Annotated in this window: 24 protein-coding genes; 16 read left to right on the top strand and 8 right to left on the bottom strand. The window is 64.5% G+C overall.

The window, feature by feature from the left end; translation table 11 throughout:
* The first annotated feature begins 128 nt into the window (after nucleotides 1–128).
* The 7 genes from NJT13_RS19125 to NJT13_RS19155 all read left to right on the top strand — a co-directional run bounded on the left by NJT13_RS19125 (nucleotide 129) and on the right by NJT13_RS19155 (nucleotide 2615).
* Nucleotides 129–338 carry a hypothetical protein gene (locus NJT13_RS19125; protein ID WP_254523404.1) on the top strand — a complete coding sequence of 70 codons (210 nt, stop codon included), beginning with the start codon at nucleotides 129–131 and terminating at the stop codon, nucleotides 336–338.
* A gap of 117 nt (nucleotides 339–455) precedes the next feature.
* Nucleotides 456–719, top strand: a complete 264-nt coding sequence (locus NJT13_RS19130; RefSeq protein ID WP_254523405.1) for an eL43 family ribosomal protein — start codon at nucleotides 456–458, stop codon at nucleotides 717–719.
* A 19-nt stretch (nucleotides 720–738) separates the two neighbouring features.
* Nucleotides 739–873, top strand: coding sequence for a DNA-directed RNA polymerase subunit P (locus NJT13_RS19135; RefSeq protein WP_006181151.1), 135 nt, complete (start codon nucleotides 739–741; stop codon nucleotides 871–873).
* Nucleotides 874–878: 5 nt separating this feature from the next.
* Nucleotides 879–1151, top strand: coding sequence for a KEOPS complex subunit Pcc1 (locus tag NJT13_RS19140; RefSeq protein WP_254523406.1), 273 nt, complete (start codon nucleotides 879–881; stop codon nucleotides 1149–1151).
* 124 nt (nucleotides 1152–1275) lie between these two features.
* On the top strand, nucleotides 1276–1830 hold the full coding sequence (locus NJT13_RS19145; protein WP_254523407.1) for a DUF2243 domain-containing protein: 555 nt from the start codon (nucleotides 1276–1278) through the stop codon (nucleotides 1828–1830).
* A 137-nt stretch (nucleotides 1831–1967) separates the two neighbouring features.
* Complete coding sequence (locus NJT13_RS19150; RefSeq protein WP_254523408.1) at nucleotides 1968–2366, top strand: prefoldin subunit beta; 399 nt, start codon at nucleotides 1968–1970, stop codon at nucleotides 2364–2366.
* Complete coding sequence (locus tag NJT13_RS19155; protein ID WP_254523409.1) at nucleotides 2367–2615, top strand: DUF3194 domain-containing protein; 249 nt, start codon at nucleotides 2367–2369, stop codon at nucleotides 2613–2615.
* Between the two features lie 327 nt (nucleotides 2616–2942).
* On the opposite strand, the gene NJT13_RS19160 is transcribed toward NJT13_RS19155, so the two are convergent.
* From NJT13_RS19160 to NJT13_RS19180, 5 genes are all read right to left on the bottom strand, one after another.
* The gene (locus NJT13_RS19160) at nucleotides 2943–3179 is read right to left on the bottom strand and encodes a hypothetical protein (protein WP_254523410.1); all 237 of its coding nucleotides are present in this window, start codon (nucleotides 3177–3179) and stop codon (nucleotides 2943–2945) included.
* A 127-nt stretch (nucleotides 3180–3306) separates the two neighbouring features.
* Nucleotides 3307–5622: an LUD domain-containing protein gene (locus NJT13_RS19165; RefSeq protein WP_254523411.1), complete on the bottom strand. Its 2316-nt coding sequence runs from the start codon at nucleotides 5620–5622 to the stop codon at nucleotides 3307–3309.
* 1 nt (nucleotide 5623) lies between these two features.
* Entirely contained in the window at nucleotides 5624–6130 is a 507-nt protein-coding gene (locus NJT13_RS19170; protein WP_254523412.1) for an LUD domain-containing protein, read from the bottom strand.
* A 289-nt stretch (nucleotides 6131–6419) separates the two neighbouring features.
* Nucleotides 6420–8111: a carboxypeptidase regulatory-like domain-containing protein gene (locus NJT13_RS19175; RefSeq protein WP_254523413.1), complete on the bottom strand. Its 1692-nt coding sequence runs from the start codon at nucleotides 8109–8111 to the stop codon at nucleotides 6420–6422.
* Between the two features lie 328 nt (nucleotides 8112–8439).
* On the bottom strand, nucleotides 8440–8994 hold the full coding sequence (locus tag NJT13_RS19180; protein WP_254523414.1) for a GMP synthase subunit A: 555 nt from the start codon (nucleotides 8992–8994) through the stop codon (nucleotides 8440–8442).
* A 127-nt stretch (nucleotides 8995–9121) separates the two neighbouring features.
* Between NJT13_RS19180 and NJT13_RS19185 the strand changes: the two genes are divergently transcribed.
* From NJT13_RS19185 to NJT13_RS19210, 6 genes are all read left to right on the top strand, one after another.
* Nucleotides 9122–9343, top strand: coding sequence for a hypothetical protein (locus tag NJT13_RS19185; protein ID WP_254523415.1), 222 nt, complete (start codon nucleotides 9122–9124; stop codon nucleotides 9341–9343).
* A 102-nt stretch (nucleotides 9344–9445) separates the two neighbouring features.
* Nucleotides 9446–9583: a hypothetical protein gene (locus tag NJT13_RS19190; protein ID WP_254523416.1), complete on the top strand. Its 138-nt coding sequence runs from the start codon at nucleotides 9446–9448 to the stop codon at nucleotides 9581–9583.
* Between the two features lie 99 nt (nucleotides 9584–9682).
* The gene (locus NJT13_RS19195) at nucleotides 9683–10012 is read left to right on the top strand and encodes a YbjQ family protein (RefSeq protein WP_254523417.1); all 330 of its coding nucleotides are present in this window, start codon (nucleotides 9683–9685) and stop codon (nucleotides 10010–10012) included.
* Nucleotides 10013–10222: 210 nt separating this feature from the next.
* A complete protein-coding gene (locus NJT13_RS19200; protein WP_254523418.1) occupies nucleotides 10223–11206 on the top strand; it encodes a twin-arginine translocation signal domain-containing protein in 984 nt (327 codons plus the stop codon).
* 321 nt (nucleotides 11207–11527) lie between these two features.
* Entirely contained in the window at nucleotides 11528–12859 is a 1332-nt protein-coding gene (locus NJT13_RS19205; protein WP_254523419.1) for a permease, read from the top strand.
* A 345-nt stretch (nucleotides 12860–13204) separates the two neighbouring features.
* The gene (locus NJT13_RS19210) at nucleotides 13205–14818 is read left to right on the top strand and encodes a long-chain-fatty-acid--CoA ligase (RefSeq protein ID WP_254523420.1); all 1614 of its coding nucleotides are present in this window, start codon (nucleotides 13205–13207) and stop codon (nucleotides 14816–14818) included.
* Nucleotides 14819–15112: 294 nt separating this feature from the next.
* On the opposite strand, the gene lrp is transcribed toward NJT13_RS19210, so the two are convergent.
* The 3 genes from lrp to NJT13_RS19225 all read right to left on the bottom strand — a co-directional run bounded on the left by lrp (nucleotide 15113) and on the right by NJT13_RS19225 (nucleotide 17445).
* Nucleotides 15113–15580, bottom strand: a complete 468-nt coding sequence (lrp, locus tag NJT13_RS19215; protein WP_254523421.1) for an HTH-type transcriptional regulator Lrp — start codon at nucleotides 15578–15580, stop codon at nucleotides 15113–15115.
* 286 nt (nucleotides 15581–15866) lie between these two features.
* A complete protein-coding gene (locus NJT13_RS19220; RefSeq protein WP_254523422.1) occupies nucleotides 15867–16568 on the bottom strand; it encodes a YqjF family protein in 702 nt (233 codons plus the stop codon).
* A gap of 118 nt (nucleotides 16569–16686) precedes the next feature.
* Nucleotides 16687–17445 (bottom strand): DUF2797 domain-containing protein, encoded by a 759-nt coding sequence (locus tag NJT13_RS19225; protein WP_254523423.1) that lies wholly within the window; start codon nucleotides 17443–17445, stop codon nucleotides 16687–16689.
* A gap of 213 nt (nucleotides 17446–17658) precedes the next feature.
* On the opposite strand from NJT13_RS19225, the gene NJT13_RS19230 reads away from it, so the two are divergent.
* From NJT13_RS19230 to NJT13_RS19240, 3 genes are all read left to right on the top strand, one after another.
* Nucleotides 17659–19743, top strand: coding sequence for an alkaline phosphatase D family protein (locus tag NJT13_RS19230; protein WP_254523424.1), 2085 nt, complete (start codon nucleotides 17659–17661; stop codon nucleotides 19741–19743).
* A 112-nt stretch (nucleotides 19744–19855) separates the two neighbouring features.
* Nucleotides 19856–20200 carry a BsuPI-related putative proteinase inhibitor gene (locus NJT13_RS19235; RefSeq protein WP_254523425.1) on the top strand — a complete coding sequence of 115 codons (345 nt, stop codon included), beginning with the start codon at nucleotides 19856–19858 and terminating at the stop codon, nucleotides 20198–20200.
* 158 nt (nucleotides 20201–20358) lie between these two features.
* Nucleotides 20359–21270, top strand: a complete 912-nt coding sequence (locus NJT13_RS19240; protein ID WP_254523426.1) for a CbiX/SirB N-terminal domain-containing protein — start codon at nucleotides 20359–20361, stop codon at nucleotides 21268–21270.
* The last annotated feature ends 1 nt before the right edge of the window (nucleotide 21271 follow it).

Genomic DNA, 21271 nt, shown 5'->3' on the forward strand with positions numbered 1-21271 from the left:
TCGGGACCGCCGTCGGATCCGCGCACGGGAGACTCTTCGCCCGAAGAGTGTGCCGGGTCGATGGAGGTGTCAGGTGCTGCTGATTGTCACAGCATTAATGGGGCGGGTGTAATTAGATATAATTAGCCATGCTCGAGCGACCGGACGTCGTCTTGACCCTGATTCCGCTCCTCGCCGTAAGCGGCCTGGCAACGCGGATGCTAATCGTGATGACGGGTATCGGTACGAGATTGCTCGCCGCACCGCTCGCACCGGTCGGATACGGTGCCGCGCTCGCGGTCGTCTTTCTGGAACTGCTGGCGTGGCCGGCCGCCGAGCGCCTCGGCGGTTCCTCGTGATCGGACTCGGGCACACACCCCTCGGTCGCCGACCCGCGGGCACGCCACTCGATCGGTCCGTTCGAACCGACGTGACTCAACAGGTTTAAGAATCCGCTGGCGATAGACAGCACTACTATGGCCAAGAAAGGACAGGTCGGTAGCGCTGGCCGCTTCGGTGCCCGCTACGGCCGCGTCGCCCGCCGTCGCGTCAGCGAGATCGAAGACAACATGGAACACGCCGAAGTCGACGGCGACGACGTCACCCGCGTCGGCACCGGCATCTGGAAGAACGAGGAAACGGGCGAGGTCTTCACCGGCGGCGCATACCGCCCGGAGACTCCCGCCGGCCGCACCGTCCAGCGGTCCATCCGCGCAGCGCTCGCAGAGGACGACGAATAACACCCCTTTCAGTCCCAGTATGAGTTACAAATGCTCTCGCTGTAAACGCGACGTTCAACTCGACGAGTACGGCGGCGTCCGCTGTCCCTACTGCGGCCACCGCGTGCTCCTGAAAGAACGCAGCCGCGACGTCAAGGAAGTCGACGTCCAGTAACGACCGTGTCTTCGCACGACGCGACCCTCGAGTTCGACTACGAGAGCGCGTCGCGTGCCACACTCGTCGCCGAAAGCGTCGACCGCGAAATCGGTGAGATCGACGACGACCGGTCACGGACCACCCTCGAGCGTGACGGGGCCCGACTCGTTATCGAAATCGACGCAGACGATATCGTCGCCCTGCGGGCGGCATTGAACACCTGGTTTTCGCTGGTCGACGTCGCCGAACGGACCGCCGATGCGGGTTCGAGGATTCTCGAGTTCGAACGGCAGTGACAGGACGCGGCTGCCCCAGCGTTCGTCGAGAGAGTACCGCCGCCGACCCATCGTCTCGTGGGCGCTGCCGGCGGCCTGTACCGGCAGGCAGCGCCGTCTTCGGCGCTGCGTTCGAATCGACCGCATGGTACGACAGAACCCGAACGAAACGTGGATCGGTCTGCGGCGGGACGCGAAACCGCTCGTGCTGGCCGGGCTCGCACTCGGGGTTGGTATCGGCGGCTTCTTCGACGGGATCGTCTTTCACCAGCTCCTGCAGATCCATCACATGCTGTCTTCGTATCCGGACTCGAGCGTCGCGACCGATCTGGAGCTCAACGTGATGGCGGACGGGATCTTTCATCTCGCGACGTACACGTTCACGATCGTCGGTATCGTGTTGCTCTCCCGCGCGTGGCGATTTCACCCGGTACCGAAGTCCCGGCGGACGCTGTTCGGTGCGGTGATCATGGGCTGGGGTGTCTTCAACGTCGTCGAGGGGATCGTCGCTCACAAGTTGCTCGGGCTCCACCACGTCTGGCCCGCCGGACCCGGCCCCGTCCTCCTGTGGGATCTCGTTTTTCTGTGCTGGGGAGTGCTGTTCCTGCTCGGTGGGTACCTCGTGATCCGGACTGACAGCGCCGCGACACCGACGACCCGCGACGACGCGGTCGCAACGGACGGGAGCGGATCGACGTAGAGACGTCACGCCGGAAGGGTATCCGATCGGACCGACACCGATGGGACAGCACATCGCTCCGACCGTCGGTCCGAGTTCGCGCCCCGATCCGAACGACAAAGCTGGTCTTTATCAGTCCGGAGGGCGAGGGTCGAGACATGCAAGGAAACCTGCCGCCGGAAGCACAGGAGAAAATCGAGCAGTTGCAGGACCTCCAGGAGACGGCTCAGGAAGTCGCCGTCCAGAAACAGGAAGCGGAATCGAGCCTCACCGAAGCCGAAAGCGCCCTCGAGGAACTCGAGAACATCGACGAGGACACCGCCATGTACCGCAACGTCGGCGAACTCCTCGTCGAGACGGGGTACGAGCAGGCGGAAGAAGACCTCCAGGACAAAGTCGACACCCTCGAGATCCGCCTCGAAACCCTCGAGAAACAGGAAGGGCGCGTCCAGGATCAGTTCGAGAGCTTGCAGGACGAACTCGAAGAACTACTCAGCGGTGGCGCCGGTATGGGCGGCCCGGCAGGCCCCGGCGGTCCGGGTGCTGGCGGCGCGTAAATGCCGACCGACGAGCCGTCTGACGAGACCGTCGTCCAGACGGCGGCCGAGGCCGCGGAGGACGTGATCTTCTCGCGGTACAAACAATCGGCCGTGCGCGATTACGACGTCACCGTCGTCTTCGAAGCCGGCGTGCTCGAGGTCGACGTCTATCTCAACGCGCCCGAAGACCAGGCCGACCCCGAACAGGTCGCCGACGACGCCGCGCGCGCGGCGAGACGGGCGGTCGACGAACTGTTCGGCGAGTAAGCACCGTTTTCCGGCTTCGATTTCGTTTTTCTCCGCGCTCGCCACTGCGGAGAACCGATCCGTGAAGCGACTCGTCGAGCCTCGGATATTCGGGCCTCTCTCACGCGGTCGAGCGGGACGTCACCGTCGGAGTCGGCCACTCCCGACGAACGCGAACCCGAGGCCACCGCCCAGAATCAACACGGGACGGACGGGCCCCGGGACGGGTACGAATGCCTTCACCGACGGATCCAATCAGGACGAGCACAACGGCACCAGCAGCGGGCAGTGGGTGTGCAGCCAGTTGCTGACCGAACGACCGGAGCGACCAGTAGAGCACCTCGAGAGTCAGTGTGAGGTGGATGTGAGCGGACGGTTTCCGTCCGGATTTTCCGCCCGATCGAATCCCTCGAGGTCGTCGGCACTGACCGTTACGATTTCGCCAGTGCTGACTCGTCGACCGTCAGCGTCACCGACGCGAAGCAACGTGACGGCCTCCCGACTCGTTCCGACGACACGATAGATACCGTCGGGACGATCGGCCTCGATCGGCCGGACGTGATCGCGAATCGAGAGTGACCTCATTTTGGACGTCCGAGCACATCTACCGACCCAAATGACGTAATCCGAGGGGAACGAATCCTGTCGATAGTTGCACTCGAGTGCGTCGCACAGAAATCGGTGACCGCCTCGCGCACGGCGTCGACCACCGCTACGTCGGAGACCCGTCGGGCGCGAGCAACTCGATCGGATGGGGAACGTCCCGTTCGAGGAGCGTCTCGAGTTGGTCGCCACAGGACGTCCCGGACGCGACGACCGTCGGCGCACCCTCGACCTGGGTGGCGAGGCGCTCGCCGACCTCCATACTCAGTTCGTAGTACTCTCGCTTGTAGCCGAACGAGCCGGCCATGCCACAGCACTCGGCGTCGGAGGTGTCGGGCGCGTAGCCACAGCGCTCGAGAACTGCGACGGTGGGGGCCTCGAGGTCGAGCGTCCGCTGCTGGCAGTGGGAGTGGTAGGCGACCGGTTCGTCTCCGTCTCCGGTCGACAGCGCCGCGGGATCGGCTCCGTTCTCGAGAAGACCGTAGACGTACTCGCAGATCTCGTAGCTGTTCGACCGGAGACGCTCGAACGACTCCTCGGGCAGCAGCCGCTCGTACTCGCGGTGGATGGCCGCCAGATCGGAGGGTTCGATGACGACGACGTCCCGACCGGCGTCGATGTCCTCCGCCACCGCCGCATAGAGGCGGCTGGCCTGACGGTCCGCCGTCGCGATCATTCCCTGGGAGAGCGCTGCGCGGCCGCTCTCGGGAAGGTCCGGGACGTTGACCGGGATGCCGAGGGACTCGAGCGTTCGTACCGCGGCCTTGCCGCGATCGGTGTCGACGTAGTTCGTGTAGACGTCGGCGTAGAGGACCACCTCGCGATCGATCGCGGCCCCGCGAGACCGGGCCCGGTCCGCGCGTCGCTTCGATGCGTCCGCGCCGCCCCGGCTCCGGAACCAGTCGACGAGCGACGTCCGCTCGAACGACGGGAGGTCGCGCCGTCGGTCGATTCCGAGCGTCCGCTCGAGCAGCCCGCGGACGGGGTCCACGTCGGTGAGCCAGTTGGAGACGGGCGCCGTCGCGCTGGCGGCTTTCGCGACCGTTCCGATGTTACCGAAAAAGCGTTTCCCGTGGCTGATTCCGCCCCCCTCGAGGTCGGGCGTGAGGCCGTCGACGAGGAAGTCGTACGCTTCCGGTTCGCCGCTGCGATTGACCCGATCTCTGACGACGGTGTTGATCCACGGGATGTCGATCTTGACCGGACAGGCGTCGACGCAGCGCGAACAACCGGTACAGAGATCGTTGAACTCCGCGGCCGACTCCCGGCCGTGGACGCCGGCCTCCCAGCCGGTGGCGATGCCGCCCGAGTAGGTTTCACCGCCGAAACCGTGTCCGCCGACGGTGTGGAAGTTCGTACAGGAGTTCGAACACGCTCCACACCGGATGCAGTAGAGCGTCTCCCGGAGCTGGTCGTCCTCGCGCATATCCATGCGACCGTTGTCGAGTAACACGAGGTGGAAGTCGCGCTCCCCCGCGTGGCCGCTCGCAGCCGCCGCTTCGTCCGTCGAGGCTCCACCGCTCGTGATCGGCTCCTCGGGCGCGTCGAAATCAACCGTCGGCGAGTCGGTCGGCGGCGAGAGCATCGTTACGTACTGGGAGATCGGCTGGCCGGTCGCGCTCTTGGCGATGATATCGACGAACGGCTCGAGGTCCGACAGCGTCGGTATCAGCTTCTCGACGCCGGCGATCGCGACGTGGGTGTCGGGCGTGACAGCGCACTTGCGGGCGTTGCCCTCGTTCGTGACGAGCGTGATCGTTCCGGTATCGGCGACGACGAAGTTCGCGCCCGTGATACCGACGTCGGCCTCGCGGATGTGTTCCCAGAGGTGGTCGCGGGCGAACCGGGTCAACTCCTCGGCCGTCTCCAACGGCTCGTCGGGATCGAACGTTTCGTTGAACAACTCGGCGATCTCCTCGCGGGAAATGTGCATCGCCGGGCCGACGATGTGCGAGGGGGTGTCGTCGGCCACCTGCAACACCCACTCGCCGAGATCGGTCTCCGTGACGGCGATCCCGTTCGCTTCGAGCGCGTCGTTGAGGTCGATCTCCTCGGTCGTCATCGATTTCGATTTCACGACCGACGGGGTGTCGTCGTCCCCAGCGATCCCGGCCGCGTCGGTACGGCTCTCGACGACGTCAGCGACGTACGCGTTCGCGTCCGCGGCATCGTCGGCGACGTAGACGGTGCCGCCGTTCGCCTCGACCGCCTCTCTGACGGTGTCGATCAGATCGGGAAGACGATCGATGGCGGCTTCCTTGATCGAGCGAGCTTCGATTCGGAGCGCCTCGAGGTCGTCGGTCGCGTCGTAGGTCTCGTACCGGCGGGCGTTCGACGCACTCGCGTGGGCGTGTACGGCCCCGCCTTCGGTCTCGAGCAGCTGTCGGATCCGATCGGCCCGCTCCGACCGCGTGCGCTGGGCCATCTTATCGGCCCTCCAGGACGATCACGGTGACGTCGCCGGGCCCGTGGACGCCGTGGACGAGTTCCCCCATGTCGCCGGTCGCGCTCCGACCCGTCGCGAAGACGACGCTATCCCGACCCGCGTCGAAGCCGTCGGCGAGACGATCGAACCCGGCACTCAGATCCGACATGACGTCGCTTTCAGCGACCACGGCGACGTGGCGCTCCGGATACAAGGCGACCGGTTCCGCGCCGTCCGGTGTCGATTCGACCGCGACGGTACCGTACTCCGCGATCGCGAACCCCACCGGGGTAACGCCCGTTCGAGCCGCCTCGAGTTCCGCAGCCGTCGGTTCCGTCGTGATCGATTCCGGGAGCGTGACCCCGTCGAATGGGAGCGCCACGCCCACGGCCGGTTCCTGGACGATCCGTTCGATCCGCTCGCTCGCGTCGGCGGCCGCAACGCGCTCGAGTCCCACCTCGAGTCCCTCGAGTGCGCGTTCGAACCGACCGACAGTGTCGACTGTCATCGGTTGTCACATCTGCGCGGACGGTCATGAGACTGACGATCGGTCCGCCGATTCGCCGCCAGGGCCCGGCGCTCGTTGCACCTCCGGGCTCACAGAAATATCAAAACGGAATAATTTAGGTGTGATCACACGCCGACGGGCGTGGACGGGACGCGTCGTCTCGACCGTTCGGTGGCGGGAACCGCACCCGACGGGGCAGTTCGCCACCGTCGACGGGACCGTTCGTGATCGGTCTATGTGACGGAGCCGTTACGGTCCGGTCGCGCGTCTCGAGACGACCGCTGGTCGTCTATCGACTCCCCGTGGCGAAGAATCCGAGGAGTTCGCTACCGATGTCGATAATCGCGTGCACGATCGCGGAAATGGTGTCGACCGGATCTTCATCCGGATCTGGATCAGGTTCCGGTTCCGGCTCCGGCTCCGGATCGGGACAGTCGCCAGGGTCTTCACCGCCGTCATCGGTTTCGGCGAGCGTCACGTCGACGGTCGTGGTCGCGTCGGCTTCGACGGTGACGTTCTCGCTGGTGTCCTGGTACCCCTCGGCCGAAACATCGAGTGTGTAGTCACCCGACTCCAACTCGAGCGAGTAGCTGCCATCGTCAGCGGTCGTGGTCTGCTGGTCCCTGACGGCGACGGTCGCATTGGACACCGGATCTCCGTTCGCGTCGGTGATCGTGCCTTCGACGGTGCCGGTGGTCGGCTCCGGATCGGTGTCTTCGAGCGCCTCGAGTTTGTCGGCTGCACCGGTAAGCGGGGGCCTGAGATCGTTTTCGACGAGGTCGGCCGCGTCTCGCAGCGACTGGGCTGCCTGCGAGGCGAGTCCGCCCTGTTGCTCGAGGCGGTCGGCGACGGCTCGTGCGTCCGCGGGCGACTGGACCTCGTTCGGATCGACGTCGGCGACGCCGCCGTCGTTGATGACCGTCACGACTCTGTCGAAGATCGCCGCCTCTCGGTCGTCGGCGGCGATCCGGAGTCGGTCAGCTTCCGCCTGCGCCTCCGAGGCACTGCCTGCGGTGACGTTTTCGACCGACTCGACGTTCTCGACGTCGACTCCGAGAAGATCGGCCTTCTGCTGCAGTTGGTCGTTGAACGACGCGATCGCATCGTTCGCGCTCGCGATCTCGTTCGCGTTGACGCTCTCGACGACGTCCGTGACCGTCTCCGATCCGTCGTCGCCGGAGCCATCGTCACCGGATCCGTCGTCCGTCGTCTGGAGGGCGACGTCGACGGTTGCAGTCCCGCCGGCCTCGACGGTGACGTTCTCGCTCGCGTCCTGGTAGCCCTCAGCCGAGACCGAGACCGTGTATTCGCCCGACTCGAGTTCGAGCGCGTAGCTCCCGTCCTCGCCGGTCGTCGTCTGTTGGTCACCGACGGTGACGGTCGCGTTGGCGACCGCATTGCCGTCGGAATCGGTGACCGTGCCCTCGACCGTGCCGGTAGTCGGCTCGGCTTCGACGGCACTCAGCTTGTCGGCGGCGGCGGTGAGGTTGGGTTTGATCTCGGTTTCGACGAGGTCGGCTGCGTCTCGCAGCGACGTCGCTGCCTGGGTGGCGAGACCGCCCTGTTGCTCGAGGCGGTCGGCGACGTTCCGTGCGTCGTCCGGCGACTGAACCGCGTTCGGATCGACGTCGGCGACGCCGCCGTCGTTGATGACCGTCACGACTCTGTCGAAGATCGCCGCCTCTCGGTCGTCGGCGGCGGTCCGGAGTCGGTCAGCTTCCGCCTGCGCCTCCGAGGCCGATTCGGCCGATGCGGCCGGGACCTGGTCGACGTTCTCCACGTCGACTCTGAGGAGATCGGCCTTCTGCTGCAGTTGGTCGTTGAACGACGCGATCGACTCGTTCGCGTTCGCGATTTCGTTCGTATTGACGCTTTGGACGATCTGGCTCAGATCGTCGCTCTCCGTATCGGTTTGTTCCGCGGCCTGTGTTGCGGCGCCACCCATCCCTGCCGCCCCGAAGGGGGCAGCGATGAGTGACACTACGAGTAGTGCTACAAGCGTTGTTGTCCGTATGTGTCGATTTATCATGACTCTCACGCCGGTTGAGAAATCAACAACGTTCCGATTGTAATTTTTCCCGGATATGACTGCAACCTTTATCCGACGACTATATCCGCCGGCCGGGCTTCCCTCCCGGAGACAGCGACGTCACCAGGTGCGACTCGAGCGAGCCGAAGCGGGGCTGAGTGATCCGGTTCGTGTAGACGCGTCTCGCGGCGTGGAAACGAGTCCGTCTCCGTTTCACCCGAATCGAAGCGGTACCGTCCCGACCTCGCCGAGCGAAACCGAGTGTGGAGGGCGGGTTAGTTCACCGCGACTCACAGATGTCGAGAAAGTTTTCGAATATCTCGTCGCCCTCCTCGGTGTGGGCGACTTCGGGGTGCCACTGGACGCCGTAGAGGTCACGATCGGTGTCACTCATCGCTTCCACGTCACAGACGTCGCTTTTGCCCGTAAGTTCGAACCCGTCGGGTAACTCCGTCACCTCGTCAGCGTGGCTCGCCCAGACGCGCGTTTCCGGATACAGTGACCCGGTCAGCGGGTCGTCGTCGTCGACGATATCGACGGTCACGTCCGCGTAGCCGCCGTACTCGCCGCTGCCGACACGGCCGCCGAGTTCCTCCGCGATCAGTTGCATTCCCAGACAGATGCCGAGGACCGGAACGTCCGCCTCGAGGTACTCCGCGGAGCGTCCGATGCGGTCCATGTCGGGGCCGCCCGAGAGCACGACGCCGTCGGTCTCGACTTCCTCGGGGGGCGTGTCGTTGTCGATCAACTCCGTCTCGACGCCGAGGTCACGAAGCGCTCGGCGTTCCAGGTGGGTGAACTGTCCGTGGTTGTCCACCACGACGATCTTCGTCATTGGCTGATCGTAGCGGGTCACCCGGTAAAAGCGGTCCGGAACCCGATCTCGGCCGCACTGATAAAGAGCGAACTGTTCGAGGGATGGCCGTATCAGTGATCGCTCTCAACCGGGCGTACGATCAGTCATGAATCGGCCGACCATCGACGCCGGCGATATGCAGTGGGGATGGACCTGTCCGCTGTGCGGGACGGACGCCTCGGTCTCGAGAGACTCCGACTCCGGAACGTTCAGATGGAAGTGCGACGCCGAGGCGTGCGACGCCGTCGGCTTCGGTTTCTCCTCGCGGCGCAGGGCCCGACTCGCCCTCCGAGAGTACTGCGAACGGCACGAGAGCGTCTATCGCTAGACGGATCTTCCCCGTCCCCTCGAGAACGGAATCGAGGCGGAGCCACGCCGGGTGAGACGGCGTTCCGGTACGTTTATGCATTCGTCACGGGATTGCTGGCACATGGCAGTCGATCTCGGCGAATTCGAGCATCCGTCGTGGCTCACCGCGGCCGGAACGGGCATCGGGTACGCACTAATCCTCGCTGTGTTGACGGTGGCCCTGTTCATCGTTCCGTGGCTCGTCTTTACGACCTTCTAATCGGACGGCATTCGGGGAGACGAGCGCCGCGGGTTCGCCACTGATACCGTTCGAACGCACCCCGTCATTGATGTTCCGTCCCGGTGGACGGAGACCCGTATGGCAGACCTCCCCATCACGACGACGGATAGTCTCGACGGCCACGAGGTAACGGAGTACTGTGGCATCGTCTCGGGAGAGGCGGTCATCGGCGCAAACGTCGTAAGCGACATCGCTGCGGGTATCCGAGACGTCGTTGGCGGCCGGAGCGGATCGTACGAGAAGAAAATCGAGGCCGGACGCCGGGAAGCGATCACCGACATTCGAGCGGAGGCTCGGGATCTCGGCGCCAACGCGGTCATCGGCGCTTCGTTCGACTACGAGGAGATGGCCGAAGGGATGCTGTGGGTCAATCTCTCCGGGACGGCGGTCGAGACGGAGCCTCGCTAGCAGCCGCCTCGCGATATGGACGATGGGACCGGTACGATAGTGACGGGACGTCGGTGACTGCGCGTCGACAGCTGCCGTGTCGCTCGAGTGGCCGTGGCTGCCGTCCCGTGTGTCCAGGTTCCGTAATCGACCGCCGTCACGGCCGAATCGAATTATCTCAGAAAAATGTCATATAGGCACTGTTATAACTTGTTATACCCTTTATTGTTTATGGATAACAGGAGTCAGTTTTCGTCGGGGAGGCAGTCAGACAGTCTCGAAGCCACACGTTCTCTCGAGGGGACGAACCAGCGACCGACTCGGCGGCGGTTCCTCCAGACCGTCGCAGTAGCCGGAGCCGGTGTCGGAGCGACCGGCCTCGGTAGCGCTCGTGACCGCAGCGACGGAGGCTACGGGAACGGGTTTCCGCCCACGGGGTGTACGGAGTGGTCCACGCCGGTTCGACTCGGAAACGGTACCGCGCGAACGTTCACGACCGTCACCCCGTCCGGACGACCGAAGTACCACGGCCTGTACGTGGAGCGAAGTGCCCTCGAGGGACTTCCGACGGCGGCGGACCTCGAGGCCGCGAGCGGCTCGCGCTATTCCGACAAGTACGGCCCAGACGGCCTGGCACTCCCCATCCATCACCGGTGGTCCCAGGAGTTTTTCGTTCCGTTTCCGGAGACGGCGGCGACGCCGTATACGTTCCTGGGACTGAACTGGAACCCGAACGGACATCCGCCGGTCTGGTCGGCGCCGCACTTCGATATCCACTTTCACACCCTTCCGATGGCGGCCGTCGATACGATCACCGGGCCGGCGGCACCGACGTACGAATTGCCGGCGGAATACGTTCCAACGGGATACGCACGCAGTCCGGCCGTCGACGAACGGGTCATCACCGACATGGGCGAACACATGGTCGATCCGACCGTCCCCGAGATGAACGGCGGAACGTTTACCAACACGCTCATCTGGGGCGCGTGCGATCCCGACGACAGCGGAACCGCTGAACTCACGTTCGTCGAACCCATGCTCACCCGCGAATTCCTTCGCGGCCACACCGGGATCGACCGGCGATCGATCGCCCAACCCGAGACGTACGCCCGCGCTGGCACCTACCCGACCGCCTACACCGTCCGCGACGTTCCGAGCGCTGATGCGATCGCGGTGACGATCGAGGCCTTCGAGTCGTTCGAGGGCGACGAGTGAGGGTGACAGCAGCGTCCCGACTGCGTCGGCGTCGCCGGAATTGGTCGACGGCCCGAATCGCGCTCGTCGGCGGTGGTCGCCGCTCCAGTTTGGAACGCGAACGATCGCGTTCCGATCGATCGTCGGCCACCGCACCCCGAAGGCGGGGCGGCACCTCGACGCGACCGTGGGAGTACTCGAGCGACGGACGCCGACCGCCGTCGTCCGCTTTCGGATGGAATCGAACTGGGCGAGAGGAGTTTCGGCTCGAAACGTAAACGCCCGTCCCGGCCGTGATATACGAGGCACAATCCCGAAAAAGTCGGATCCCGTAGGCCGGGTGTGGACAGAACCGAATACGCGATCCTCTCGATCATCGCGCTCGCGACGGTCGGAATCGGCGTATTCACGACGTCGAAACCGCTGAGCGCGTTCTTCGTCGAGAGCACGCGACAGTTCGTCACGACCACTGCGGCGATGGCGTGGATCACGTGGTGGGCGCTGGTCCTCGGATTCGCCGTCGCAGGCGGCGTCGAGGCGTGGACCTCGAACGAGGCCGTCTCCGATCTCCTGGAGGGACACGGCCTCCGCGAGATCGGGTACGGCTCGTTGTTCGGGTTCGTCTCTTCGTCGTGTTCGTACAGCGCCATCGCGACCGCGAAGAACCTGTTCAAAAAGGGCGGGTCCGCCGCGGCCACCCTCGGCGCGTTCATGTTCGCATCGACGAACCTCGTCATCGAGATCGGTGCCGTCATCTGGATCCTGCTCGGCTGGCAGTTCCTCCTGGCGGACATCGTCGGCGGGTTCATCCTCATCGGGTTGATGGCGGTCGGGTTCGTCTCTCTCGTCCCCGACGACGTCGTCGAGCAGGCCCGAGAGAACGTCCTCGAGGACGGTGCACGAACCGTCCAGGATCCCGTTTGCGGAATGGAGATCGACCCCGAAACGGCCGACTACTCGACCGAACACGACGGGCAGACCTACTACTTCTGCTCGCAATCGTGTAAGGAAAGCTTCGATCCGGAAGAGGCGAACACCACCGTCCGCGAACAGGCGACGTCGCTCTCCGGTTGGAAAGCGCTGGCCGACAAACAGTGGAAAGAGTGGGGAATGCTGTGGGACGAAATCGCGATCGGGTTCGTCTTCGCGGGGCTCATCGCCGGATTCATCCCACGAGAAGTCTGGACGTCCGTGTTTTCCGAGCCCACGTTCGGACTCCCCGTATACATCTTCTGGACCGCCGCGCTCGGTGCGATAATCGGCGTCGCCACGTTCGTCTGTTCGGTGGGCAACGTCCCGTTCGGGGCCGTCCTCTGGACGAACGGGCTCCCGTTCGGGTCGGTGCTCTCCTACATTTACGCGGACCTCATCGTCCCGCCGATCATGGACGCGTACCGCGACTACTACGGCTCGAAATTCGCGGCGATCCTCTCGGGGATGATCTTCGTCTCGGCGGTTCTCACGGGGGTCGTCATCCACTTCCTGTTCCTCGGACTGGGCTTCATTCCGGACCCGTCGACGGCGCAGATCGCCGAGGTGGGTATCGAGATGAACTACAAGCTAGTCCTCAACGTGCTCGCAACCGCCGTTTTCCTGTTCCTCTACTGGCTGCACCGCTCGAGTTCCAGGGGGGAGGAAGACGGCCACGGCGAGCACGCACACGCCGCGGACTAGGACGTTCTCGCCTCTCGAGTCCCGTTCGGGCGCGTCTCGAGGTTCTCGATCGCCGGCCGGAGACAGCGGGACGAGCAGATAGCCGTCCAGCGACTCGAGATCCGCGAGAATTTTCCGAAGACGGACGCGCATGCGGTCGTCGTCCCGCGGGTTCAGACGCGACCGACCCCCGGACCTACGTCGCCGGAAGTCGCATCGGTCGGGTACCGTCCGTCGAGCACCGAGGGTCTGATACGAACGCTGCACGTCGTTTACGTCACACGACAGTATCATCTATCGCACGTATTCCCAGTGGATCGATTAATCCGGAACAAATATTATATTCAGCCGGCAAGGCTTGCGCATATGGAAGTCTCGCTTCTCGTGACTGATTTCCTCGACCGAGCGCGCAAGTACTACGGCGACGAAGAGGCGATCGTCGCCGCGACGGGAGATCGATTCACGTACGACGAATTCGGCGATCGAGTCGACCGACTGTCCACAGTCCTCCAGGCACGCGGCATCGGGAAGGGGGATCGCGTGGCGGTACTCGACCCCAACACCCACTATCATCTCGAGTCGGCCTACGGGATCATGCAACTCGGGGCGGTTCACACGCCGCTCAACTACCGGTTGACGCCCGAGGACTACGAGTACATGCTCAACGACGCGGGTGTGAAAGCGGTCGTCGCCGACTACGAATACGCCGAGCAGATCGAGGCGATCCGAGACGAGGTCCCGGTGGAGACGTTCATCACGAACGACGCGGCGGCCGTGGACGGGGACTGGGAGGACTTCGACGCGCTCATCGACGGCGTGGAACCGTCGTACGAACGCCCCGAGATGAGCGAGGACGAGGTCATCACGATCAACTACACCTCCGGAACGACGGGCGATCCGAAGGGCGTCATGCGAACCCACCGGACCGAGTCGCTGCACGCGCAACTGGTGACGATCCACCACGAGATCCAGGACGACGACGTCTACCTGTGGACGCTGCCGATGTTCCACGTCAACGGCTGGGGCCACATCTACGCCATCACGGGGATGGGTGCGAAGCACGTCTGTACGCGCGGTGTCGATGCAGCGGAGATCTTCCGGACCATCTCCGACGAGGACGTGTCGTTTCTCTGTTGTGCGCCGACGGTTCTCAGCATGCTCGGCGACTATCGGGAGGACAACGACGTTCCGACGGAAGGCGACGTCCCGATGCGCGTCACCGCGGCCGGGGCCGCGCCGCCCGAGAGCGTCATCGAGATGGTCGAAGAGGAATTCGGCTGGCACTTCCGCCAACTCTACGGGGCGACCGAGACGGGTCCGCTGATCGGCACCTCCGCGACTCGGCGGTTGATCGACGAGGACAGCGACGGGCGCTTCGCGCTGAAGAAACGCCAGGGGATCGCGCCGCTCGCGACCGAGGTCGACGTCGTCGACGAAGACGGGACCGAAGTCCCCTGGGACGACGAGACCATCGGCGAAATCCTCGTTCGCGGCAATCAGGTCATGGAGGGCTACTGGGAGAAGCCCGACGAGACCGAAGAAGCGTTCAACGACAAGCGCGAGGGCTGGTTCCACACCGGCGACCTGGCGGTCGTCAACGAGGACGGCATGATCGCCATCCAGGACCGCGAGAAAGACATCATCATCTCCGGCGGCGAGAACATTTCCAGCATCGAACTCGAGGACACCCTGTTCGATCATCCGGACGTCTCGGACGTGGCGGTGATCCCTGCACCGAGCGAAAAGTGGGGCGAAACGCCGAAGGCGTTCGTCGTTCCGGCGAACGACGACCCGCAAAACCCGCCCGTTTCCGAGGAGGAACTGACGAACTTCACGCGCGAACGGCTCGCGGGGTACAAGGTCGTCCACCGCGTCGAATTCGTCAAGACCCTCCCCAAGACGGCAACCGGGAAGACCCAGAAGTACGAACTCCGAGAAGAGGAGTGGGAAGACGAAGACGGAATGGTCGGAGAAGGGTAGCGGTGGTGTGACAACGGGGCTGCACCTCGTTTCTATTGGGCCGACGTTCAGATTCGACCGCTCACACGCCGTTCATTGTCGGTTCCGAAGTGTTCTGCTACCGGTTAGTTTCGTCGTATTACGATTTTAGTTTCGACGTATGCCGATACCAGTCGGTCCAGCGAGGGGCTGTAACCGGGTGACACGATCCGGCACTCGAGAGCGACGACGAGTCGGCATCGCGAGCCGATACCGTGATCGCGAACCCGAGTCGGTGCCGCGAGACGATCCGGCTGGCGTCTCGAATCGTCGCCGTCAGGTATCGCCGCGGTCGGTATCGAGTTCGAACTGTTCGTTTTCGGCCACGGTGTTGAGGACGATGCTGGTGTTCGACTGATTGATGTCGGGGTCGGTGATGATCGCCTTGATTTCTTCGTTCATGTCGTCCGTATCTTTGAACTTACCGATAGCGATCACGTCGTAGTCCCCGGTAACCTCGTACACCGAGATCATCTGGCGGTGATCTCGCAGCGTCTCGGTAATCTCGGGAAGCGCGTTGCCCTCGGCTTTGAGTTGCATCACGGCAGTGACGTCGTATCCGAGCGAGTCGTAGTCGACGACCGGCGTGTACCCCTGGATGATGTCTTCGTCCTCGAGTTCGGAGAGGTGGTTCGAAACGGTGGTGACGGAGACGTCCAGTTCTTCGGCGAGGCTACGGAGGCTGGCGCGGCCATCGTCGAGCAGTTCGTTAACCAGGTCCGTATCGAGGTGTTCGTAGGTCATTTGCATACTATAAATCGAACCATATATTAGGGGTTTACGGATATCCATTTCCGTATCCGATTGGTGTGGCTTCGGCGAGAAGGAACGGACGACGAACTGGTGGGTCGCGTCGACGTCCGCGATCCGGTCCGTTCTGGCCTCCGCCTCGGCATTTGGAGCCGCGTGCCTCCACGTCCGCGGTCGATCCGGTCGGGCGACCGCACCTGCCGTCCACTCGATATCGTCGCGGCCGGTGACTCGATTTCGAGACCCGCGTGGCCCGTTCTGGCTGCTGCGCCCGGATCGATCACGCACCATCCGCGAGGCGCCGGCTCGGAAACGCGACGACGTCGAGGCCCGGGCTGTAGTAGTGGACCGGGTCAGCCGTCGGTTGCGCGAACCCGTCGGCCCGCAACAGCGTATTCGTCTCGACCTCGGCCGCGGCCGGATACAGCGTCCACGGATCGTGGTCGACGTCGGTGTATCGAAGCGATCCCGCGGGGGACTCGGTGTAAAACCGGTACCGCTCGACCAGGAACCTTCCCAGCGGGTCCTCGGGTGCTGCAAACGGGTCACCGGTCGGCCAGTAGATGGCCTCGTAGCTCGCGGGCCGCGCACCGGGATGGCGGCGCCGACTGTCGAAGTGTACCTTCCCGTCGACCCCCTCGAGCGAGATACGCGCGTAATAGTACGGCAGGTGGTGGAAACAGCGCGCGCCGATCACGCTCGCGATTCCCTGCGCGTCGAGGCTGAAGAAGTAGACGCTCGGAACGCCGTCGTGCGTCACGTAGGTCCTGACGTTGATCTCCGGCAGCGCAACGCCGGCCCACTCGGGGACGCCTTTCGGTCGAACCGCGACGTTGGTAAACGGAACCACCGAGAGCCACGCGGACCCATCGTATTCGTCGACCTCGAGCGCGGGGGGAAGGTGTGCCTCGATCACGCCCGGATCCACCGGCCAGTTCTCGAAGAGGAGATGACGCCACCCCATTTCCAGCGCGATGACCATAGTGGTGATTCTGTCATCGAATCGAGAAACGCCTTCCGTTTCGCGACGGACGTCCCCGACCGAGAACCGTAATCGCGACCCGTCGTTCCCGTTCGGTCGCCGTCTCGACGACCGACGGCTACTCGAACGAACCCAGCGAGGACTGAAGGGCGCGTTCCGCCGTCCCTTCCTCGAGATCGTAACCGACCAGATCGCGCATGTCGACCGCGTACGTCGTGCCGGCCGTCTCGAGAACCAGGAGTCGGCCCTTGACGCCGACGATCGTCCCCGAGGCGATGGTCTCGCGAACCGGCCGCGTCTCGAGATCGATCCCGTAGTCGAAGTCGAATCGGTCGATGACGTCGAACTCGGAGCGGAGGGACGCCCAGGCGTCTTCGTCGACGTCGGCGGCGAGCGCGGCGATTTTCGGGCCGGTTCTGACGCGGTCGACCAACCGCGTTGCGATTTCGGCCTCGAGTTCGCGGGCGATGCGGCCGTTCGAGACGGTGTGAACGTGGGCCGCACGGTCGGCTCCCTGTTCTCGCAGCCGGGTTTGGAGTCGCCACTCGCGGGTGACGCCGACCTTGAACGTGTCCGGGGCGAAGGCGGCGATGTAGACGGCGTGGGGCTCGTAACAGTCCATCTCGTCTTTGAGGCAGGTTCCCGTACAGCGAGCGCAAACCCACGTACTCGTGTGGTAGTCGCAGTACGGGGCCGTCGGCCGATCACAGGGGATGTGCTCGCCGTCGTCGATCGTCCCTGCGCAGTGACGATCCGCGAGCGAATAGGACAGCGTCTCGCCGGACCCGAGCGGGTGACGAACGATCGTGGCACCGTCGCCGTCGCTCACCTGCAGCGCGGAACCGGTCCCGCTCGGCTCGTAGCCCACCAGTTGCACGCTCGCGAGTTCGGACTGCGCGCAAATAGACGTAGCGTTTCCACCGGTGTGCGATCCGATCCGCGAACGGCCAGTTGCGGCGCACCGCCATCGTTACTATTGGCCATTACTGACGACTACGTTCGGGTCTGAAACGATCGGTTCGAAAATTCCTACAATTTATTAAAAATATATACGTTATTATCCAACTCGTGTCGTCCGATCTGCACAGTCATGGCAGAGAAAGAGACGGACGGACGGTTCGAACCGGCGACGGATACCCGACGAGCGATCCTCCGGGCGATCGGAGTGACTGCGACGTCGACAGGCGTGGTCGGAACCGCGGCGGGGGCACGATCGGACGATGCGGCGACGAGTCGGGCCGACGGGGATCTCGTGGCGCTGACACACGGCGTGGCGTCGGGCGACGTCACAGCGACGTCCGCGGTCGTCTGGGCCCGGTCGGACGGCGCGGCGACGATCCACGTCGCGTACGCCGAAGACGGCGGGTTCGGCGACGTCGGATACGAACGGACGCGGGTCGACGACGAAACGGACGACGCGGGCCACGTTCGACTGACGGATCTCGAGTCCGGTTCGAGCTATCGCTACTACGTCTGGGCCACGGAAACGAAACGGACCTCCCGACCGCCGCTGTCGAATTCGGACGCCGCCCGTGACGCTCGATCGGTCGCCACACGGCTCCCCGACGGAGTCGAAACCGCGACGTTCGTTACGGCGCCGGCACCCGACGACGAGGCGAGCGTCAGTTTCGCCTGGAGCGGCGACACCTGGGGCTACGGCGACGATCCGGTCGAGCCGCCGTTCCCCGGGCTTCGAGCGATCGCCGAGCGGGAGCCCGATTTCTTCCTCTATCACGGGGATACGATCTACGCCGACGCGAGAACGCCTGCCGGTAAGATCACCAGGGACACGCCGATCGAGGACGCACTCGAGATCTACCGGTCGAAGTACAAGGAGATGCGGGAGCCGCCGTCGTCGGTCGCGGAGCGGACGTATCTTCGCGAGCTACTCGAGAGGACGTCCGTCTACACGATCTGGGACAACCACGAGGTGATCAATAATTTCGCGGGTCCGGTCGAGCCGCTCATGCCCGAGGGACGGCGCGCGTTCCGCGAGTACTGGCCGCTCGATCGGGACGACACCGCCGATCCGGGCGAATCCAATCGGTTCTACGATAGCTTCCGCTGGGGAAAACACGCCGAACTGTTCGTCATCGACACCCGCCAGTACCGCGATCCGAACGTCGACCGCGACTCGAAGACGCTCCTCGGCGACGACCAACTCGAGTGGCTGAAACGCTCGCTGGCGGAGTCCGACGCGACGTGGAAGATTCTCGCCTCGCCGGCTCCGCTCGGATATCCGTCGGACTCGTGGGCGAATTCGGCCCCCGGAACCGGATACGAGGCGGAACTGCTCGAGGTCGTCGATCACGTCCAGACCGAACCGGTCTCGAACCTGGTCGTCGTCGCCGGCGACGTCCACAAGTCGGTCGTGGGCGCGTTCGATCCGGACGACGACGGGACGTTCGAGTTCGTCGAAGCCATCGCGGGGCCGCTCGGCGCACCGGCTGGTCGGCCCGACGACCTCTACCCGGCGCTCAACGGAACGGAATTCTTCGCGAAAGGCGGGTACGCTAACTTCGGCACCGTCGACGTCGACGAATCCGGCGAGACCCTGACGATCGGCATCTACGACGAGACGGGGGCCGAGCAGTTCTCGAAGACGATCCACACGGACGACATCGACGCTCGACCGACCACTCCCGACCGCATAGAGAGCACGTTCGACGACGACGCCGACGGCTGGCTCGTCTCGCAGAACGGCAGGAGCGACCGACCCGAGTATCGCGGAACCGACGGCGATCCCGGCGGTCACGTGACCGACGACGACAGCCAGGGCGGCGTCGCCTGGTACTATCAGGCCCCGTTCAAGTTCCTCGGCGACCGCGAGGCGTTTTACGGCGGGCGGTTGCGGTTCGCCCTCCGCCAGACCCGATCCGACGAGCAGTTCGCCGCCGACCCGATCGAAGGCGGTGACGTACTGCTCGCAAGCGGCGAGACGAAACTCGTCTACGAGTTCCGCGGCAAAGACGGAAATCCGGGTACCGAGTGGACCGGGTTCGACGTCCCCCTCTCGGCCGACGCCGACTGGATCGATCTGTCGGCCGCTGAGCCGTTCGCGACCGAAGAGCGGTTCCGAACCGTCCTCGCGAACCTGCACGTGCTGCGCATTCGCGGCGAATACAGAGTGGGCGCCGACACGAGCGCCCTCGATACCGTCGTCCTCTCCCGGTAAGCGGACCGTGAATCCGGTTCACCGGGAGCGAGGGGAGACGGAACGTGAATTCCGGTCCCATTTCATTTCGTGACGGATAAGACCTATCTGTGCCGGCACCGAACCTCGAAATATGACGCTCGAGGGATCGCTCGATGCGGCGGAAGACGACGCCGGAGACGCCGTCTCGTTCGTATTTACCGTCACCAACGAGGGAAGCGACCCGATCGAATTCCAGTTCTCGGACGCGTGTAAAGCGGAGTTCGTGGTGGAAGACGACGACGAGGAGGTCTGGCGGTACACCGACGGTCGCATGTTCGCCCAGGTGCTCAGTTCGGAGACGCTCGAACCCGGTGCGGCGACCAGTTACGATGCTGAATGGTCCGAACCGAAGCCGGGCGAATACGTCGCGGTTGCCGAATTGAGAGCCCGGAATCAGACCTGCAACGCCCGAACCGACGTTTCAGTCTCGGCCTGACGTCGCCGCGGGCGACGACCGGGCCCGCCGGTGGGTCCGTATCCGGAGCTACGGGCCCGCAACCAGCGGATTCACGATCGGTGGGCCCGGCGCCGATGGACCCGGTGATGTGGACCGGCAGCGAAGTTCCTATACCGTCACCATCCTAACCGCCGTCCATGCAAGCCCTGGTCGTCGCGGCACACGGATCGCACCTGAATCCGGACGCCTCTGATCCGACGTACGCCCACGCGGACACGGTCCGCGAGACGGGCGCGTTCGACGAGGTGCGGGAGGCGTTCTGGAAGGAGGAACCGCACTTCCGCGAGGTAATCCGGACCGTAGAGTCCGACGAGGTGTTCGTCGTCCCGCTTTTCATCAGCGAGGGCTACTTCACCGAGCAGGTGATTCCCCGGGAGTTACGCCTCGAGCAGTGGGACCCCGACAAGTGGGAGTCTGACGGCACGAGCGCCTCGCAGGTAACGCTCGAGGCGACGGACGCGGGGAAGACGATTCACTACTGCGGGCCGGTCGGGACTCACGACGCGATGACGGACGTAATCGTCCAGCGGGCCGAAACCGCGACCGAGAAGCCGGGCGTCGGCGAGGGGTTCGGTCTCGCGGTCGTCGGTCACGGCACCGACCGAAACGAGAACTCCGCGAAAGCGATCGAATATCACACCGAACGGATCCGGGAGCGCGACCGGTTCGACGAGGTGAAGGCGCTGTTTATGGACGAGGAACCGGAGGTCGACGACGTGACGGAGTATTTCGAGAGCGAGGACGTCGTCGTGGTTCCCCTGTTCGTCGCGGACGGCTACCACACGCAGGAGGATATCCCCGAGGACATGGCGCTCACCGAGGACTACCGCCTGGGGTGGGACGTGCCGGCCGAAGTCGACGGCCACCGGATCTGGTACACTGGCGCCGTGGGTACCGAGGACCTGATGGCCGACGTGCTCCTGGAGCGAGCGGCCGACGCCGGAGCCGACATCGGCGACGCTCGCGAAACGGTTCGAAAACTCGTCGGATCGGCCACGGGGGCGGACGGCGAACCGAGCGCCGGGACGGAGACGGGGATGGGGGACTGAG

It is taken from the genome of Natrinema caseinilyticum, assembly GCF_024227435.1.
GTDB lineage: Archaea > Halobacteriota > Halobacteria > Halobacteriales > Natrialbaceae > Natrinema > Natrinema caseinilyticum.

What these genes read in the sequence shown, in the direction of transcription:
- NJT13_RS19190 (WP_254523416.1), top strand. Translation starts at nt 9,446, where the DNA reads ATGGCAGTCGATCTCGGCGAATTCGAGCATCCGTCGTGGCTCACCGCG.
- NJT13_RS19135 (WP_006181151.1), top strand. Translation starts at nt 739, where the DNA reads ATGAGTTACAAATGCTCTCGCTGTAAACGCGACGTTCAACTCGACGAG.
- NJT13_RS19160 (WP_254523410.1), bottom strand. Translation starts at nt 3,179, where the DNA reads ATGAGGTCACTCTCGATTCGCGATCACGTCCGGCCGATCGAGGCCGAT.
- NJT13_RS19170 (WP_254523412.1), bottom strand. Translation starts at nt 6,130, where the DNA reads ATGACAGTCGACACTGTCGGTCGGTTCGAACGCGCACTCGAGGGACTC.
- NJT13_RS19220 (WP_254523422.1), bottom strand. Translation starts at nt 16,568, where the DNA reads ATGGTCATCGCGCTGGAAATGGGGTGGCGTCATCTCCTCTTCGAGAAC.
- NJT13_RS19195 (WP_254523417.1), top strand. Translation starts at nt 9,683, where the DNA reads ATGGCAGACCTCCCCATCACGACGACGGATAGTCTCGACGGCCACGAG.
- NJT13_RS19230 (WP_254523424.1), top strand. Translation starts at nt 17,659, where the DNA reads ATGGCAGAGAAAGAGACGGACGGACGGTTCGAACCGGCGACGGATACC.
- NJT13_RS19165 (WP_254523411.1), bottom strand. Translation starts at nt 5,622, where the DNA reads ATGGCCCAGCGCACGCGGTCGGAGCGGGCCGATCGGATCCGACAGCTG.
- NJT13_RS19145 (WP_254523407.1), top strand. Translation starts at nt 1,276, where the DNA reads ATGGTACGACAGAACCCGAACGAAACGTGGATCGGTCTGCGGCGGGAC.
- NJT13_RS19130 (WP_254523405.1), top strand. Translation starts at nt 456, where the DNA reads ATGGCCAAGAAAGGACAGGTCGGTAGCGCTGGCCGCTTCGGTGCCCGC.
- NJT13_RS19235 (WP_254523425.1), top strand. Translation starts at nt 19,856, where the DNA reads ATGACGCTCGAGGGATCGCTCGATGCGGCGGAAGACGACGCCGGAGAC.
- NJT13_RS19200 (WP_254523418.1), top strand. Translation starts at nt 10,223, where the DNA reads ATGGATAACAGGAGTCAGTTTTCGTCGGGGAGGCAGTCAGACAGTCTC.
- NJT13_RS19210 (WP_254523420.1), top strand. Translation starts at nt 13,205, where the DNA reads ATGGAAGTCTCGCTTCTCGTGACTGATTTCCTCGACCGAGCGCGCAAG.
- NJT13_RS19240 (WP_254523426.1), top strand. Translation starts at nt 20,359, where the DNA reads ATGCAAGCCCTGGTCGTCGCGGCACACGGATCGCACCTGAATCCGGAC.
- lrp (WP_254523421.1), bottom strand. Translation starts at nt 15,580, where the DNA reads ATGACCTACGAACACCTCGATACGGACCTGGTTAACGAACTGCTCGAC.
- NJT13_RS19180 (WP_254523414.1), bottom strand. Translation starts at nt 8,994, where the DNA reads ATGACGAAGATCGTCGTGGTGGACAACCACGGACAGTTCACCCACCTG.
- NJT13_RS19155 (WP_254523409.1), top strand. Translation starts at nt 2,367, where the DNA reads ATGCCGACCGACGAGCCGTCTGACGAGACCGTCGTCCAGACGGCGGCC.
- NJT13_RS19185 (WP_254523415.1), top strand. Translation starts at nt 9,122, where the DNA reads ATGAATCGGCCGACCATCGACGCCGGCGATATGCAGTGGGGATGGACC.
- NJT13_RS19125 (WP_254523404.1), top strand. Translation starts at nt 129, where the DNA reads ATGCTCGAGCGACCGGACGTCGTCTTGACCCTGATTCCGCTCCTCGCC.
- NJT13_RS19150 (WP_254523408.1), top strand. Translation starts at nt 1,968, where the DNA reads ATGCAAGGAAACCTGCCGCCGGAAGCACAGGAGAAAATCGAGCAGTTG.